Origin of the sequence: Neobacillus cucumis (assembly GCF_002860255.1) — a bacterium.
In the GTDB taxonomy this organism is placed as follows: domain Bacteria; phylum Bacillota; class Bacilli; order Bacillales; family Cytobacillaceae; genus Neobacillus; species Neobacillus cucumis_A.
Genome location: NZ_PGVE01000052.1, coordinates 62877 through 80259, shown reverse-complemented (window position 1 = coordinate 80259; position 17383 = coordinate 62877). Strand labels below are relative to the sequence as shown.

Sequence of the window (17383 nt, the reverse complement as noted above, 5' to 3'; positions counted from 1 at the left end):
TCTATTTATCCTAATCTCTTCTTACCATGAGGCAACCGATCCATCTGTTCGAGGCTCTGTGCCGCCTGCAAGAGTTCCATTTTCACCACGTATGATAACTTGGCCTCTTCCAAATGAACCAGAATCAAGCGCTCGTACAATATGATGTCCTTTTCTTGCCAATGCCTGTGCAATATGATCAGGCACGGTCGGTTCAATATGGACTGTTTTTCCGTTAACCCATTGCCAGCGTGGTGCATCTAACGCGGCTTGAGGATTTAATGAAAAATCAATTAAGTTCATTGCCACTTGAAGATGTCCTTGGGGCTGCATAAATCCTCCCATCACCCCAAATGGACCAACAGGCTGATCGTCTTTCGTGATAAATCCTGGAATAATAGTATGGTAGGTTTTCTTATTAGGTTCCAAGGCATTTTCATGCTCTGGGTCCAGCTTAAATCCGTGCCCTCTATTTTGAAAGGAAATCCCCGTTCCTGGAACAACCACACCAGAACCGAATCCCATATAGTTACTTTGAATATAAGAAATCATATTTCCTTCTTCATCTGCGGCTGCTAGATAAACAGTTCCTCCTTTTGGCGGGTCACCCGGCACAGGTTCAAGTGCTTCTGAACCTATTAAACTCCTCCTTGTCCGCGCATAGGAATCTGATAATAATTCTTCTGTGGTCCGGCTCATTTTATCCTCTTGGGTAATATAATGAAGGCCGTCAGAGAAAGCAAGCTTCATAGCCTCAATTTGTAAATGATAGGTCTCCGGGCTATCCTTTTCCGCGAAATAATCCTCTTTTAAAATATTTAGTGCCATCAATGCAACAAGGCCCTGCCCATTGGGAGGAATCTCCCACATATCATAACCTTTATAGTTAACAGAGATTGGTTTAACCCATTCCGGTGAATAAGCGGCCAAATCTTCTTTTCGCAAATAACCGCCATGCTTTCTAGAGAAAGCATCAATTTGATCTGCAATATCCCCCCTATAAAATGATTCTGCATTTGTCTCCGCAATCGATTGTAGAGTTTTGGCATGGCCTTCGGACTTCCAAATTTCTCCGATGCGCGGCGCTCGGCCATTTGGGGCAAACGTATCAAACCAGCTTTGAAAAACTTCCTCCTTGAAGGCATTCATATAGGTTTGGTAGGCTAGTTCCCAAAAATGTCCGGTTGTTGGAGATATCGGGAAACCTTCTTTTGCGTATTGAATTGCTGGTTTTAATACTTCGGTTAATGGCAGACGCCCAAATCTCCTTGAAAGCTCCGCCCAAGCTGCCGGTGCACCCGGAACAGTTACAGGTGTCCAGCCGTACTTAGGCATTTCCTCATATCCCGATCTTTTCACTGCATCAATTGAAATACTACTTGGGGAAGGACCGCTTGAATTTAAACCATGCAGTTCTCCTTTTGTCCAAACAAGCGCAAACGCGTCCCCGCCAATTCCATTAGAGGTTGGTTCCACCACGGTAAGACAAGCCGCGGTTGCAATTGCTGCATCGATGGCATTCCCTCCCTTTTTTAAAATTTCGAGACCAGCTTGGGCCGCTAATGGCTGTGAAGTCGCAATCATACCCTTTTTGGCATAAACGGTGTTTCTTCTTGATGAATATGGATGATAAAGAGCATCATAACTCCCTACTGCCCCTTCAACTTTTCTCTTTTCTGCAGCAATCATCAGTACTCCTCCTATTTCGTTCTTTCTGTAAAAAATTATATCAGCCCTTTCTTTTAATAAAATAAAACATGTCAGAAAAACTAACATGTTTTTTTCGTTCCGTAATAAAAAAGGCTGATTTTTCTTTCTTAAAGATATTATTTAGGATGAATTCTTTTACTAAATGTAAACAAAATAATCAATCTTATTGCACAGAAACAAGGGCGGTTCTTCTCATGCCTGAAAAAAGTAAAGGCATAAGAACCGTCCCCGTGCTTACTTCTTCTTATTTTTTGTATCCTAGGTTCGGTATTTCGTTCCAGCGCTTGCTTAGGTAGCGGACGACCATTTTTGGTTCTCTTGCGCGGGTGAATATTCCTTTTTTGTTTCCTTGGACACGCATGATGCCGTACTTTGTTTGGAAGTCGGCAAAGTTCCATAATTGTTCGCCCACAAAGTTAGGGATTTCATCAAATACTTTGCTGTTCATACGGTAATAATCTTCTTGGTATTCTTCACTGAATGGCTCTCCAAAGGCACTATGGAAACCGGCTACGGTATCTGCACCATATTCGGTATACATAATTGGTTTGTCCGGGTACATTTCTTGCCATTCTAACAGCTCTTGGCGTGTTTTTTCTTCTGCCGTCTTCAAGTCACCTGTTTGTACATACCAGCCATAATAGCGGTTTAGAGCGATTACATCCACCAAGTCTGTACACTTGTCGACCTTTGGCGTTGCCAACATGATATTCACGAAAGTGCAAGGACGTTTTTGCGGATCTAATTCGCGGGCAAGCGCAAATAAAGGGGCAAAGTATTCATAAGAACCTTTTGAATAGCTGGCTGGCTCGTTGGCTATAGACCACATGACGACACAGGCATGATTCTTATCCCGATCGATCAATTCACGGATTACTTGCTGATGGGCTTCCGTGGTTCTCAGTTTCGTCCAGGTACCGTCCTCAATCTCTCCTCCTTTTTCCAAAATCGATAAATCAAATGTGAAGGAGGCAAACAATCCGACAGCTGGTGTTTCATCAATAACGACAATTCCTTCCTGGTCACATAAACGCATCATTTCTTCGGAATATGGATAATGGGACGTACGGAATGAGTTGGCGCCCATTGTTTTCATCAATTTGATATCATGCACATTGTAGGCTTCATCCAGACCACGGCCGTGCACAAACGTATCTTCATGCTTGCCAAAGCCTTTGAAGTAGAATGATTCACCATTAATTAAAAACTTGCCATTTTTCACTTCTACCTTGCGGGCACCAAATTGTTCTTGATAAACATCTTCCACTTCACCATTTTTTAATCCTTCTACTTTAGCTGTATATAGATAAGCATTGAGCGGCTGCCACAGATGAACATTCTCGATTGCTGCGTTTATCTCTGTTCCGGTAGCTTGAGCAACGGTGTTTCCTTGCTCATCAAGAATCGTTACCCTCACTTCATCGAAATGGCCGCCGGTTTTAACAGAAACTTGTACATCTGCTTTCTTAGCCGCTAGATCAACGTTGGGAACAATCACAATATCATCAATATAATTCAAAGGTGTGGAATAAATTTTGACCGGACGATGCAGACCTGCATAGTTAAAGAAGTCAAAATTCTCATCGACTTTACGAATGATTTTTCCATTTTCATCTTTCTTTTCGCTATAATTTCCAACAGGCAAAGTTGTATGATCTAATAGATTGCTCACACGAATGGTTAAACGGTTCGCGCCTGAGACTAGAAATTCATTAATTTCAGCTTCAAATGGAGTAAATCCGCCTTTATGATGGACGACAAACTTGCCATTGACATAAACCCATGCTTCATGAGTAGCAGAACCAAATCGCAATACTAATCTTTCATTAAACAATGCTTTGGCCACGGTAAATTCCTTTTCGTACCATACATACCCGCAATGCTGGCGAATTTCTGCTGATACTGCCTGATCATTAAAGGAAGCTGGAACAGCCATCGACTCACCTGTTGGCAGCGGTTGATTCACATCTACTTCATTATCAATCATAAATTTCCAAACACCGTTTAGATCCATGACCACACGGCTGTCTGTAGAAATTGGATATAACATCTTTTCTCCTCCATTCAAGTATATCTTGAGTTATTTAAAGCATTTTGTAAGGGCTTTAATTCCATTTTAAATAATCCCTTCATTTAATAATCGTAAAATTTTTACTAGATTCGTAATTTTATTGCTTTTTTTTATTGTTCTATATACTGTAAAAAGGAAAGGAGGGGCTTTCATGGAAGGAAACTTTAACATTCAAGAATTCATAAAAATTAGCCAAATGCTGCATTCTGTGACAAAACTAGATATTCGATTAAATGATCAAAATACGAAGACCATTTACCAATTGACCAACTATTCGATTCCGGCAGTTTTACATCAAAGAGAACCTGAATATGCACAGATCAATGATGTTCTTCAACACCACGATTCCAATCATTACTACCACTACATGAATCCATATGGTCTTGAGTATATAGCCGCGGGCATTTGGCTGGACCATGCTTTTAATGGAAGCATCCTCATCGGACCGTTCATCTCTAGTCTGTCGGTGCTTGATCTAATCAAAGACATCATTTCAAAAAACAATCTTCCTATCGGTGAACGCAAACAATTGGAACAATTCTATCAATCTTTGCCTATTTTAAGTGATGCTGAATATAAGCATATGGGGGAATTGCTAGTACAGTTATGTGTTCATACCTATACCAATGCCAAGCCTATTTCCTCTGATATCCTGAAGCCTGTGCTGAAACCGGACCTTCAAGAAATGAGCATCGAGGAAAACAACCAAATGATTGAACATCGGTACGAGCACCAAAATAAGCTGATGGATGCAATCACTAGGGGAGATAAAGCTGCATTAAATCACTTATTTAATCCAATGACAGATTTAGTAGCGTTTTCTGACAGAGTACCAGGCAGTCCGATTCGGTCCTCCAAGAATATCGGATTTGTCTTCAATACCTTGTGCAGAGTGGCAGCCGAAAGGGCAGGAGTCCATTCCGTTTATCTGCATAACATTTCAGAAAGGTTTGCGATATTGATTGAAAGGACAACAAACCTTCCCCATTTGAAAAAGTTATTTGTGTTAATGGCGAATGAATATTGCGAACTTGTCGCGGCTTTTTCTACGGGTCATTACAGTCCGCTGGTAAAAAACGCAGTAGATTATATTCTGCTGAACTTAGGAGGTTCATTGACACTTCAACAAATTGCGGGCCAAATCCATGCCAACCCTTCACACCTGTCGCGCAAATTTAAAGAAGATACCAGTATGACTATCACTGAATACATTAATCGCAAGCGTGTAGAGGAAGCCAAATTATATCTGCAAAAAGGCAATCGTTCCATCACCGACGTTGCCTTTATGGTGGGATTTAATGATTTAAATTACTTTAGTAAAGTATTTAAAAAATTCACGGCCCTAACTCCCTCTCAATATCTAAAAAGAAAATCCGTGTAGAAACATGGGGACGGTTCTTGTGCTTCCAAATAACGGAAGCACAAGAAACGTCCCTCTGCTAAATGACGTTGGATGGTTTTGTATTTACTGTTACAGTGTTTTCAATTTTCTTAGGGCGAACGATTAGCCACACCAAACCGCCAAATACGAGCAGAATCAACCCGCATAATTGGAAAGCGTAATGGAAGCCTGCAGCTTGGCTGGATGAATTCTCGATCAGCCATCCTGTAACGTACGGACCGACAATACCGCCCAATGAAGTGATGGCCATAAACCATCCTTGAATCTTCCCTTGATGTTTAGGTGAAACCAAATCTACTAAAATGGCTGGTCCCATCACAAGGCTGATACATCCAAAGGTTAACCCTAGTGATAATAAAGCAATGGCTAAGATATTGGAAGCTGCTATTGCTCCGAAAAAGTAACTGATGGCCCCAACTGACATGACAGATCCAAGGACAAAAACACGGCCCTTTACCACGCTCTTTGTTCTATGATAGATACGGTCCGAAATGGAAGAAAAGGTAATCTGTGATAAAGTAATCATAATCCAAGGAAGTGCTACGACAATACTTAAGGTTTCTTCACTAAGTTTGCGGACATTTTCCAGATAGTTAGGCAGCCAGTTCAATCCAATCGTGAACGACCAATAAGTAGCAAAACCGCAAAGAGCTACGAAAATAAAGTTCCTTGAGAATAGCACAGAAGTGAATTTTGTTTCGTTCCCTGCGCTTGTAACATTGGATGTCTCTTTAACTTCTGCTGCCACCTCGGTTGTAACTGCTTTCTCTTTTGCGGCCCATATCCACACCATAATCCAAATAAGCCCTACTGCCCCGGTCGCAATAAATGCAGAACGCCATCCATAATTCATAATAAGATGCATTAATACTGGTGCTGAAACGGCTACACCCAGCGGTCCGCCAACGGAAACAAGTGTTAAACCGATCCCCAATTTTTCCTTCGGAAGATATTTGGAGGCGGCTGTCATCGCTAATGAGTAAGAAGGTCCTTCCCCGGCTCCTAAAATGATCCTTGTAACCAATAGATAAGCAAAACTGCTGACAAAAATCGTTGAAAATTGAACAATCGACCAAACCGCGACCATACCGGCAATTACTTTTTTTGCTCCGATTTTATCCGCCACACTTCCTCCCAAAACAGCTGCCAGTGAATACAGCAGGAAGAAGACACTTCCTACCCCCCCCCATTGTTCCGGTGTTAATCCTAACTCCTTCATAATCGACACTGAGGCAAATCCAATGATCGCCTTATCTGCATTACTAATCACTGTTAATAAGAATAATAAGAAAATAATCAACCATGCTTTTTTAGATACTGTACCCTTCCTTTGCTCCATAAAAGGACCTCCTTAAATTTCTCCCAGCTTTCTATTAATAAATCTGTTTTCTTTATAGAAAGACCTTTCCACCCCCAATGAAAAGGTCTTTTTCCTTAAACTACTTAAACGTAACTTCCACTTTACCAAGATGTGAAAATCCGGCCGTAAACCGATCCCCTTTTTCAGCCACAACCGCAGCGGAGAGTGCACCTGATAAAATGACTTCTCCTGCTTTTAAAACTACGTTGTACTCAAATAACTTATTGGCGAGCCAGGCTACGCATTTGGCAGGATGACCTAGTACATCATAACCGTAGCCGGTATTCATCAGCATCCCGTTTTTAAATAATTTCATTTCAATCGTTGGCAAATCGATATCCGTTACTCGATACCGCTCATCACCAAGGACAAACAATCCGCTCGATGCATTATCGGCAACGGTATCTGCTAACGTAATCTTCCAATCGGTAATCCTGCTGTCAACAATTTCTAAAGCTGGAGCGATGTACTCGGTTGCAGCAAAAACATCCTCGGCCGTGACATTCGGCCCTGTCAAATCTTTGTAAAGGATAAAGGCGATTTCCCCTTCTACTTTTGGCTGAAACAATTCATCCAGTTGGATAGTCCCTTTATTGCTAACTTGCATTGAATCCAATAAATGTCCGTAATCAGGCTGATCCACACCGAGCAGCTTTTGCATGGCAACAGAGGTTAAGCCAATTTTCTTTCCGACGATGTTCTTCCCGGTTTGAACCTTTTGGTCAATCATCTGCAGCTGAGCCTGATAAGCCTCATCAACGGTCAAATCTGGATATCTTTCCGTAAGTGGTGGAATTGATTCCTTGGAGGCTTCTGCCTTCTGAAGCATTTCGTATATATGCTGCACACGATAAATGACATGATTGCTCATTGAAAAAACTCCTTTAAAAGAGGCTATTTTCGCATAAATTGTTGTTTTTCGTAAAAGTTCATCGACCCGTATAGCTTTATGCATCGTGGCATCTTTTCGTAAGAACATGTGCGAAAATTGCCCTGTAACTTAGTAAAATCGTTCTATACAAGGTCCAACAGCAACAATGTTTACGAAATGAGCCTCAAAAAAGAGCACTACTTGATAGATTCAAAATATAGTTAAACTATGAATCGATTCAGGTAGTGCTCTCAAAAGTTGATTTTATTATTTTGATGCTAATGCCAGATCATTTTGCTTAGCAGCTTCTGTCGTATTTTTTAATAAAAAGTTTGTTAAGATGGTGTTAAATTCTTCAGGTTTCTCCCACTGCGGCCAGTGTCCTGCATCTTTCATCACAACCAGTTCGCTGTTTGGAATCATATCCTGGATTGGTTTTGCTTCCTCTACAGTCGAAGTTGGATCATGGTCTGTCCAAGCCAGCAAGGTTGGAACATTGATTTTGCTGCACCATGAAGGATCCCAGCTGTACAGTTTCCGGACTTCGATATCCTGCAGGCAGACGATATGGTGAACTGCTTCTTGGTAGGAGGCTTGCGTATAAATTTTGTAGCGGGATTCTATTAGTTCTTCAGTAACCTGGCTCTTATCGTACATTAACCACTCAAGTCTTGTTTTTACATTTTCATAGTTAGCTTCCAGAACGGCTTTTAATGTGGACTCCTTGAGCCTCTGCATAACTTCCGGTTTGTTATTGACGTTCCCAGGTGTGTTCAGCACCATGGCTCTTACATATTCAGGATGCTCTGCCGCAAACCATGCAGCCACCCAGCCGCCTAGCGACTCCCCTGAAAGATACACTTTCGATAAGCCTAATGCTTGGATAACTCCCAATAAATGCTCGCTGTAATAATCGATCCCATATTGACGGTCAGGTTTTGCTGTGTAGCCGTGCCCAACCATATCAATGCAAATAACTCGGAAGTTCTTACTTAAACCTCTAATATTTCGTGCATATGCCTCAATATGCCCGCCAGTGCCATGGAGCAGAATCAAGGGCTCCCCATTTCCAGATTCCAGTACTCTCGTTTTAATCCCATTAGCATCTAAATAATAGAGTTTATATTCTAAATCAGCTAAGTCTGTCCAAATGGTCATCTTACTCTCCCCTTTAGTTAAAAATTAAATATCCCATTTCAAATACTGACTTCTTGTTCGGATGAAACTTTCGGCTGTTTCTGGTCTACCGGCTGGCTAAATTGAACAATGGCCATACCTGTTACCCATTCAGGAATCGGCTCATAGCATGCCACACTTGCCTCAAAATTCTTTAGTGCACCTAGAAGCACCAGCCAGTTACGGATTTCCTGGCCGCCGTTTCCTAAATGTTTTTCAATATAAGCGGCACTCCAGTTTCTTAATGAAGTATGATCTTTTTCAGTTACTAAGCGTAAAAATTCACGGTCAATCTGCTCATTTACAGGTCCTGATTTAATACGAGTGACATTCGTTTCCCGTAATTTTAAATATTCATCCAGCTGATTGATTTCCTGACGGCCATTTTTTAAAACATTTACCAGGAATTGATCTTCTGGTTTTTCACTTTCAATCTTTGGAATCGGCACCCAATGAGATAATCCGCCCGAGGCCACAATCGCTACCTTCAAATCCTGATCCCACGATTCAATCGCTTGTCGGATCATATCACCAATTTGGAAACAGCGATCCATGGTTGGCAGCGGCGGCGCGGAAGTATTAACGGCGATTGGTACAACCGGAATTTGCAGATTTGGATTTAAAAAGTAAATCCCTTGCGTATGACCGTGGTCGACCTTCATTTTTAATGTAAATGCAAAGTCAACATTGCTTTCCAAACTTGTGTGAAGGATATGCTTAGCTAATTCCTCTTGCACCGGGATTTTGTATTTTGGCAGCTGCCAGTCTCCCCAGCCTTCACATTCGCCAATTCCAATCGTAAAAGAAGGCATATGGTCATAAAAGTAGCTGTTAAAATGATCATCGGAAACTAAGACAATCACATCTGCACCTGAATCTTCTAGATACTTCCTCATTTCAGCTGCCGTTTGGAGGAACCGCTGCCCTTTTTCACCTCCTCCTGCTTCATTTGTCATAATCATCGGACTATGTGACATCGCGACACCTGCGATAAGTTTAGCCATTCAATCCGCCCCTTTTCTTTTTTTAAGATATACGTAATTTCCTAGATTCAACGATTCCCTTTTGCCAGACAATCGATAGCTTCCCTTTTAAAAATAAAGGAATCTCATCTCTACATTTAATCGTTATGCCGTCGCTCAAAACGATAACTTCCCGATGTACGGAACCACCACTGTCATTTTTCAATGTCACCTCATAGCGGCCTGGGCCTGGAATGGTGTAATAAGGATATAGCGTAAATGTCTCTCCATTCCATTCGCCTTGTGTTTCATAGAATCTACCGATAAACTCAGGCAGTTCGGCGACTTTCCCTTTTAACAGCCGTTCCCGAATACAGGTGGAACTGATTTTCTCACCTCTCAGCTCTACTTTGGCTACCTTAGTAACATCAATCCGGCCGCCTGAATCTTGTTTTAAACGATCCAAATGACCTGCACCGTAGGAACCATAGGAAAAATCAAATCCAGCCACTGCATGAAAGACACCAAGACCATTCAAGTAATCCAAAACAAACTGCTCAGGGGACAAACCGGCAAACTCTTGATTAAATTCAACGATATAGAAAGTATCTACACCCATTTTCCGCAGTTTTTCTTCTTTTTCAGCAAGAGGCGTTAAATAGTTTACGTGAACTTTCCCTTTTGAAATCACCGTTTTTGGATGAGGAAAGAAACTCATGACAGATAAAGGTACTTGCCTTTCCTTTGCCTTTTGAATTGCTGTGTTGATGACCTCACAATGTCCGAGATGGAGACCATCGAAACAGCCAAGTGCCATTACATTCGGACTCGCCTTTTTCTGCCAATCGGCTAAATTTTGCTGGTTTAGTAGAATGGTTTCCATAATGGTCTCCTCCCCAGGTATTAAATGGTCACGGGCTGTTCTTTGACTAAGGAACGGTATTTGCCACTGTAAAAAATCAATGGCTCTTTTTCTTCTAGTTGAATATCTGTTACCTTGCCAATGAATAAGGTGTGGTCACCTTCCACGTGCTCAGCCGATACTTCACAGGCAACTTGAACCACTGCACCAGGCAATACTGGCTTTCCATCAAGGCTGCCAAAGGTTACCTCCTTATGCTCTTTCAACTGACCAGCAAAAATCATGGAAAGCTCGTGTTGATCGGCGGCTAAGATATTTACTGTGAAGATCTTGCTTTCCTTGATTTTGTTCAGGATTTTAGCTTTTTCACCGATGGATATGACAATAAGCTTTGGATCTAGTGATACAGACATGAACGCATTTGCTGTCATTCCATGAATATCTCCATCTACTTCTGTGGCAATGACGGTAACCCCTGTGGCAAACCTCCCCATCGCTGTGCGGAACTGACGATCATCCATAATAAATCCTCCCTTTGATTAAATACCTCTATAAAACTTAAAAATATTCTTTTGAACCGTTATCCCCGGACGCCGCTTTCAAAACCAAATAAATCTTTTCCGTAGGCCGCAACAGCATCTTCGACTAATGATGTTTTATGTGTGGCAACAGCCATGATATCCCTTAAGAACAATTCCATTGGGCCGCCTTTATACAGCGCTCCTCCTCCAAGCGTTAACAGAGATCTCACTGCAATATCCACGCACAGTTTAATCACTTTAGTACGTATTGCAAAGAATTCAGAAGGCGGAGTTTGACAGCCATCTTTTTCATAGTTCACCAGCAAATCAATATATTTATCCAATAAAGCTTCCGCAATTTGAAAATCAGTCGTCATTTCAGCTAATACCCGCTGACTCCTTGGGGACTCACTTTCCCTGACTCCATCCATTAGGCGTACACGTTTTTCGGTAAGCGTTTTAAATTCCTTCAACATTCGCTCTGCTCCGCCAAGGGCCATATAACCGAATCCAATATAAAAGGAAGGAAAGAATGGAACATGATAGAATGGATATTCGGCATCATATTCGTCTAATGGCGGTCTTCTTGTCAGTTCAGCTTGATCTAACCTTAGGATCCGCTCCATTGGGACATATACATTATCCGCAATGATTTGATTGCTGCCGGAACCTCTTAACCCGAACGTATCCCAATTGTGGACAATTTCCACTTCTGAAGTTTTTAACATCGGCAGACAGTACACTGGTTTTTCGTTCTCTGGGAACTGAATCATCACCCCCACTCCAACCCAGTCGCTATAGTTGATTCCGCTGACAAAACTCCACTTTCCACTGATTAGGTACCCATCGCCGTCACGTTCTGCTTTTCCTAATGCTGCAAAGATATCGGCAATTAACCCGCCTTGATTGATAATTTCGTCTGCCCCTTTTTCAGGAAGAAAGGCTGGAAGCATATTATGAAGCGGATACAGATAGGTCAGCCATGCCGCTGAAATATTGTAATTCGCCACCTTACGCACAACCTTGGCGAAAGCTTTCAAATCTGCTTGCGGGCCACCGTATTTCTTAGGAAGCATCATCCGTGCAATTTGTGTTTCTCTAATAAGGTCCACCACATTTTGAGATATCGTGGCATTTTTTTCCGCTTCCGCTGCCTCCTTCTCGGCTAATTGACCGATTCGTTCCGCACCAGCCAATAAATCCTCAACCGTGGCTGTTTCCCCTTTTAAAAGTTGACTTGCCATTTGCTGCACCCCTTTTTAGTTTTGATAATAAGATAATTAGTTATGGACTGTGTCCTTTGGTAAATAAATTTGATATCGCTTACATTTGTAATCTAACAAGTTTTTAATGTTTGTAACTTGTAAATAAAGTTTAATATAATTTCGAATATTCACTCTAGAACAGAAATTGTTCATGTTTTTATATTAAATAGACAATGTTTGTTCATTGAGAAGGTTTTATCACATTGCACTAGGTACATAGTTCAAAGCAAGCACTGCAAAATACCCACTAAAAAACCACCCGGGTTATACCGGATGGCGTTTAATCAAATGTAATTTCTCCCATAGCAATCAAAGACTTTATAATTAGAAGCAGCTGATGCATTTCCTGAGCATCACGAAGATCCTTTTCCAGCAAGCTTTCAATTCTGCTGATCCGATGCCGGAGTCCGCTCATAGACAATGCTAAATCCAGCATGGTTTGCTCAAGCTTCCCTCCGTTCAGCAGAAAGATATACAATGTCTTCAGCAGTTCCACCATTTTATGATCCTGAATGTTATACAGCGCTCCAAGCTCCTGCTTGGCAATCATTTTGATCGCGCTGATATTCTTTGAATTAATCAGCACCCCTACAATGCCTAAGGATTGAAATGGAACGATTTTCTTCTTGAACGCTAAACGTAAGGCAATGGCCGCCTCCTCATAACACCTGAGGGCTTGGTTTATATCTTCACCTAATCGGCTGATACCAAGTTTAAAATGACTTCTAGGAAAATTTTGATGCATATAATCAAAGTATTCCTGCATGGCATTTTGTATTGCTTTGTTTTGCAGTGTTTCATTTGTGATAAATAACACCATGTTCCCGTCCCGGTGTCCGGCTAATATATGATGCTTTTTCTCCTTAAAATAGCGAAAAGTTGTTTCAAAGATTTGTTCCTGCAAGAGAAAGTCATCTTCAATAGAGCCTTGCGTTTTCTTATATTCCATAATCGCTATATAATAGTTTTGTTCCAAGTTAACACCGGTGTATTTTCCCCGTTTGATAATCTCACTCGCAGGCAGCCTATTCTCTAAGATTTGTTCTAAGAAACTGCCTTTCATTCTTTCAAATGTCTCAAACTTCGTTTTCTCATTTAAGAGAATCAGAGAGGCTGCATTGGCAAATCGGTCTAAAAACAAATAATCTTCTTCATGATAATGATTTTTGATATCTTCATAGAAAAAGGAACAGTAACCGATAACTTGCTTTTGTAATAGGATCGGTGTAATTAGGCGTTCTTGAATGGATGTTTTGATGATTTTTTTTCTAAATGGTAAAAGCGGATTTGTCTTTAATTGTATTTTTTGAAGATAATTTTCCATGTCGGATGCCAGGAGCAAATATGTATCTGAGTCAATTCCCGAATAGGTAATTGTACGGTGAACGTTATCTTCTACAATAATTGGGATTTGCACCATTTGATAAACCATGTCAGCAATAGTTTGTAAGCCGCTTCCATTGATAATCTCTTCCGTTAACTGGTTTTGAAAATGGGCCAGGCGGGTAACGACATTTTTTTGGTCAAGTAATTGATCATACGTTAATTCTAGTTCCTTGACGATGGTGGTTTCATTATAAAAATCTAGTTCATGTGGATCTTGAAGTTCCATTTCCCAATCCTTTTTTGGCTTCATGATCCAGCGGCACTCTGGATCACCTTTACCAACACATGCGGTTTCTCGAGCTAGAAGCGGCTCTCCAAATACGGTAGACATAAACCCACTCGCAAAACCTATTAAAGTATGACATACCGGACCATCTGATTGTCCGAAACGTTTTATATGCTCTTCAGCCTCATATGATTCATACCAAGTACCGAATGAATAAAAGTCACGGATTTGCTTTTTTTCATCTAATTCAAAGGTACAATCATGTTTAATCCCGCTTATATGACCATTTTTGATGTGCAGGATAGGGCCATGCTTGATGAGATTTTCTATGGAGGAGTCCGTTTGCAAAGCTTCATTGGCTACATTGATCCCCATTTCCCAGCCATAATGAAACAAAAATCCCTTAATCCGTTTGATTCCTATATTTTTGACCAGCTGCTGTCTTAAGATACCGAAAACAGAGGCTGATGTAATAATCTTGCGATTTTCTTTAACAGCCTCATGGCTATAATTTTCTTCCGTAATTCTAACGCTCATGCCACCACATCCTGTTTTGATGATAGATTGAACATAATAAGAAATATTCAAATGCAGAGCCTGACATCTTCTTTTTACAATGTAAGCGCACACATATTATTCTAATGGAAGAATCTGAATACTTCAAAGAAAATTACGGCAAGATACTTAATGTTCATCTACATTATTTCGCTATCAAGTTCTCACTAACTTCTCTAAATGAGAATAATATTGGATGAAAATAGAAATACTTTTACTATCATATTAACTATGTAAAACAAAGCATCCATACAATTGAGACATTCCACTTGACAATGCAACGAAGTGTATATGATAATACTTATTGAATTAGAATTATTATAGTTTACCAAAAACTATCAAACCAACTTTAGGAGGAATTTGATTATGTCATTAATCGGAAAAGAAGTACAAGCATTCACAGCACAAGCTTACCATAATGGTGATTTCATCACTGTATCTGATCAAAACTTAAAAGGAAAGTGGAGTGTTGTTTGCTTTTATCCAGCAGATTTCACATTCGTTTGCCCTACTGAGTTAGAAGACCTTCAAAACCAATATGCAACATTAAAAGATCTTGGTGTAGAAGTTTACTCTGTATCAACAGATACTCATTTCACTCATAAGGCTTGGCATGATCATTCACCAGCAATCAGCAAAATTGAATATATCATGGTTGGTGACCCTTCTCAAAAGATCACTCGCATCTTTGATGTTTTAGATGAAGAAGAAGGTCTTGCACAACGCGGTACTTTCATCATCGACCCAGACGGTAAAGTTCAAGCTATGGAAATCAATGCAGATGGCATTGGCCGTGACGCAAGCACTATTGTGAACAAGATTAAAGCAGCACAATACGTTCGTAACAATCCAGGTGAAGTTTGCCCTGCTAAATGGCAAGAAGGCGGAGAAACACTTAAGCCAAGCCTTGACCTTGTAGGTAAAATCTAAGGAATATATGTAAGAGAACGTTCAAAAATACTAAGGGGATTGGATTCATCCAATTCCCTTTTTTAAATACATAATTAAACTGTTAATGTGGAATTTAAAGGATCACTTTTTCTTCTTAAAAGCCTAAACAATAGGTTTTTTCACTTGACAAGATAATGGGTTTTATATGATAATAATTATTGAATTAGAATTATTATCATTTATAGAATTCTCAACTGACTCGCAGGAAAAATTTAAGGAGTGAGATTAATGATACTAGATAAAGATATTAAAGCCCAGTTAGCCCAATATCTCCAAATGATGGAGGGAGATGTGCTTCTTAAAGTAAGTGCAGGCTCCGATGACGTTTCCCGTGACATGCTTGATTTAGTCGACGAATTAGCCAACATGTCCTCCCATATTAAAGTAAAAAAGACTGAATTAGAAAGAACCCCAAGCTTTAGTGTCAATCGTATCGGCGAAGACACTGGGGTAACGTTTGCCGGTGTTCCTCTTGGACACGAATTTACTTCATTAGTTTTAGCTCTATTACAGGTAAGCGGAAGATCTCCTAAGGTAGATCAAAAGCTAATTGATCAAGTAAAAAATATAAAAGGTGATTATCACTTCGAATCATATATCAGCCTAACCTGCCATAACTGTCCTGATGTGGTACAAGCCCTAAACATCATGAGCACTCTTAACCCTAACATCACTCATACGATGATTGATGGAGCCGCATTTAAAGAAGAGGTAGATAACAAGAACATCATGGCTGTACCAACTGTCTTTCTAAATGGAGAATCCTTCGGCAGCGGCCGTATGACACTTGAGGAAATTCTTGCCAAGATGGGCAATGGTTCTGATGCATCAGAGCTTTCTGATAAGGAACCATTTGATGTGCTTGTTGTTGGCGGCGGCCCTGCTGGTGCAAGTGCGGCCATCTATGCAGCACGTAAAGGGATTCGTACAGGAATTATTGCTGAACGCTTTGGCGGACAAGTGATGGATACCTTAGGTATTGAGAACTTTATCGGTACGAAATACACGGAAGGACCTAAACTCGCCGCAAGTCTTGAAGAACATGTGAAAGAATACAATGTAGATATCATGAATTTACAGCGTGCAAAGCGTTTAGAGAAGAAGGATCTTATCGCCATCGTACTAGAGAACGGTGCTATTTTAAGAAGTAAAACTGTTATTCTATCAACAGGTGCCCGTTGGCGTAATATCGGAGTCCCTGGTGAGTCGGAGTTCAAAAACAAAGGTGTTGCCTACTGCCCACACTGTGATGGTCCATTATTTGCAGGAAAAGACGTTGCCGTTATTGGCGGCGGTAATTCCGGTATTGAAGCAGCGATTGACCTTGCAGGTATAGTAAAGCATGTAACCGTTATTGAGTTTGCTCCTGAATTGAAAGCTGATTCTGTCCTACAAAACCGACTTAACAGCCTTCCTAACGTAACGGTAATTAAGAATGCACAAACTAAGGAAATTACTGGTACTGATAAGGTAAATGGAATTACTTACATGGATCGTGATACACAAGAAGAGCATCACGTTGAATTGCAAGGTGTGTTTGTTCAAATTGGACTTGTACCTAATACGGATTGGCTAGAAGGGACAGTAGAACGTACTCGCATGGGTGAAATCATTGTTGATCAGCACGGTGCTACTAGCGTCCCTGGAGTTTATGCTGCAGGAGACTGTACAAATAGCCCATATAAGCAGATCATTATTTCGATGGGATCCGGTGCAACAGCAGCACTAGGTGCATTCGATTATCTGATTCGAAACTAGTTTTTGCATAATATCTATATAAAAAAAATCAGGGAATTGGATAAGTCCAATTCCCTTTTTATGTTACCATTCTCCAAGGATTATTACCCCGTAGCCTTCAATAGAGAGATTCTCCACAAATATAAATTTGTATAAAAACGCTATCAATAATAGTGTTTGTACCTAGAGACACGCTTGTTATCTATTTCTTCCTTTCAAACTACCAGCTAAAACAGTATTCAAGACCTAATAATATAAGCTTTCATAGGATATGATAATATTCCTGATACATAGCTCTTATAGTACAATTTTGATGGAAAATAATTCTTTTTCCATTTCAAACAGCTTT

At 40.5% G+C, this 17383-nt stretch carries 13 protein-coding genes; 3 read left to right on the top strand and 10 right to left on the bottom strand.

Annotated features, from left to right (window positions below; all coding sequences use genetic code 11):
• Positions 1–21: 21 nt before the first annotated feature.
• Positions 22–1668, bottom strand: a complete 1647-nt coding sequence (locus tag CVD27_RS13665) for a gamma-glutamyltransferase family protein (RefSeq protein WP_101648463.1) — start codon at positions 1666–1668, stop codon at positions 22–24.
• Positions 1669–1933: 265 nt separating this feature from the next.
• Positions 1934–3739, bottom strand: a complete 1806-nt coding sequence (uidA, locus tag CVD27_RS13660; protein ID WP_101648462.1) for a beta-glucuronidase — start codon at positions 3737–3739, stop codon at positions 1934–1936.
• A gap of 172 nt (positions 3740–3911) precedes the next feature.
• On the opposite strand from uidA, the gene CVD27_RS13655 reads away from it, so the two are divergent.
• On the top strand, positions 3912–5141 hold the full coding sequence (locus CVD27_RS13655; protein WP_101648461.1) for a helix-turn-helix domain-containing protein: 1230 nt from the start codon (positions 3912–3914) through the stop codon (positions 5139–5141).
• A 58-nt stretch (positions 5142–5199) separates the two neighbouring features.
• Here CVD27_RS13655 and CVD27_RS13650 read toward each other — a convergent pair whose 3' ends face one another.
• From CVD27_RS13650 to CVD27_RS13615, 8 genes are all read right to left on the bottom strand, one after another.
• Positions 5200–6501: an MFS transporter gene (locus CVD27_RS13650; protein ID WP_101648460.1), complete on the bottom strand. Its 1302-nt coding sequence runs from the start codon at positions 6499–6501 to the stop codon at positions 5200–5202.
• Positions 6502–6601: 100 nt separating this feature from the next.
• Positions 6602–7393, bottom strand: a complete 792-nt coding sequence (locus tag CVD27_RS13645) for a 2-keto-4-pentenoate hydratase (RefSeq protein ID WP_101648459.1) — start codon at positions 7391–7393, stop codon at positions 6602–6604.
• A gap of 267 nt (positions 7394–7660) precedes the next feature.
• A complete protein-coding gene (locus tag CVD27_RS13640; RefSeq protein ID WP_101648458.1) occupies positions 7661–8551 on the bottom strand; it encodes an alpha/beta fold hydrolase in 891 nt (296 codons plus the stop codon).
• 38 nt (positions 8552–8589) lie between these two features.
• Positions 8590–9573, bottom strand: coding sequence for a DODA-type extradiol aromatic ring-opening family dioxygenase (locus tag CVD27_RS13635; RefSeq protein ID WP_101648457.1), 984 nt, complete (start codon positions 9571–9573; stop codon positions 8590–8592).
• Between the two features lie 22 nt (positions 9574–9595).
• Positions 9596–10414, bottom strand: coding sequence for a bifunctional riboflavin kinase/FMN adenylyltransferase (locus tag CVD27_RS13630; RefSeq protein ID WP_101648456.1), 819 nt, complete (start codon positions 10412–10414; stop codon positions 9596–9598).
• A 20-nt stretch (positions 10415–10434) separates the two neighbouring features.
• Positions 10435–10914, bottom strand: a complete 480-nt coding sequence (locus tag CVD27_RS13625; protein WP_101648455.1) for a flavin reductase family protein — start codon at positions 10912–10914, stop codon at positions 10435–10437.
• A 59-nt stretch (positions 10915–10973) separates the two neighbouring features.
• Positions 10974–12158 carry an acyl-CoA dehydrogenase family protein gene (locus CVD27_RS13620; protein WP_101648454.1) on the bottom strand — a complete coding sequence of 395 codons (1185 nt, stop codon included), beginning with the start codon at positions 12156–12158 and terminating at the stop codon, positions 10974–10976.
• A gap of 301 nt (positions 12159–12459) precedes the next feature.
• On the bottom strand, positions 12460–14328 hold the full coding sequence (locus CVD27_RS13615) for a V4R domain-containing protein (protein WP_101648453.1): 1869 nt from the start codon (positions 14326–14328) through the stop codon (positions 12460–12462).
• A 384-nt stretch (positions 14329–14712) separates the two neighbouring features.
• Between CVD27_RS13615 and ahpC the strand changes: the two genes are divergently transcribed.
• Both ahpC and ahpF read left to right on the top strand, forming a co-directional pair.
• Complete coding sequence (gene ahpC / locus CVD27_RS13610) at positions 14713–15276, top strand: alkyl hydroperoxide reductase subunit C (protein WP_101648452.1); 564 nt, start codon at positions 14713–14715, stop codon at positions 15274–15276.
• 249 nt (positions 15277–15525) lie between these two features.
• Positions 15526–17055 (top strand): alkyl hydroperoxide reductase subunit F, encoded by a 1530-nt coding sequence (ahpF, locus tag CVD27_RS13605; protein WP_101648451.1) that lies wholly within the window; start codon positions 15526–15528, stop codon positions 17053–17055.
• Positions 17056–17383 lie beyond the last annotated feature (328 nt).

Excerpts from the sequence above, each read along its gene's own strand:
- CVD27_RS13665 (WP_101648463.1), bottom strand. The coding sequence starts at position 1,668 with ATGATTGCTGCAGAAAAGAGAAAAGTTGAAGGGGCAGTAGGGAGTTAT.
- uidA (WP_101648462.1), bottom strand. The coding sequence starts at position 3,739 with ATGTTATATCCAATTTCTACAGACAGCCGTGTGGTCATGGATCTAAAC.
- CVD27_RS13655 (WP_101648461.1), top strand. The coding sequence starts at position 3,912 with ATGGAAGGAAACTTTAACATTCAAGAATTCATAAAAATTAGCCAAATG.
- CVD27_RS13650 (WP_101648460.1), bottom strand. The coding sequence starts at position 6,501 with ATGGAGCAAAGGAAGGGTACAGTATCTAAAAAAGCATGGTTGATTATT.
- CVD27_RS13645 (WP_101648459.1), bottom strand. The coding sequence starts at position 7,393 with ATGAGCAATCATGTCATTTATCGTGTGCAGCATATATACGAAATGCTT.
- CVD27_RS13640 (WP_101648458.1), bottom strand. The coding sequence starts at position 8,551 with ATGACCATTTGGACAGACTTAGCTGATTTAGAATATAAACTCTATTAT.
- CVD27_RS13635 (WP_101648457.1), bottom strand. The coding sequence starts at position 9,573 with ATGGCTAAACTTATCGCAGGTGTCGCGATGTCACATAGTCCGATGATT.
- CVD27_RS13630 (WP_101648456.1), bottom strand. The coding sequence starts at position 10,414 with ATGGAAACCATTCTACTAAACCAGCAAAATTTAGCCGATTGGCAGAAA.
- CVD27_RS13625 (WP_101648455.1), bottom strand. The coding sequence starts at position 10,914 with ATGGATGATCGTCAGTTCCGCACAGCGATGGGGAGGTTTGCCACAGGG.
- CVD27_RS13620 (WP_101648454.1), bottom strand. The coding sequence starts at position 12,158 with ATGGCAAGTCAACTTTTAAAAGGGGAAACAGCCACGGTTGAGGATTTA.
- CVD27_RS13615 (WP_101648453.1), bottom strand. The coding sequence starts at position 14,328 with ATGAGCGTTAGAATTACGGAAGAAAATTATAGCCATGAGGCTGTTAAA.
- ahpC (WP_101648452.1), top strand. The coding sequence starts at position 14,713 with ATGTCATTAATCGGAAAAGAAGTACAAGCATTCACAGCACAAGCTTAC.
- ahpF (WP_101648451.1), top strand. The coding sequence starts at position 15,526 with ATGATACTAGATAAAGATATTAAAGCCCAGTTAGCCCAATATCTCCAA.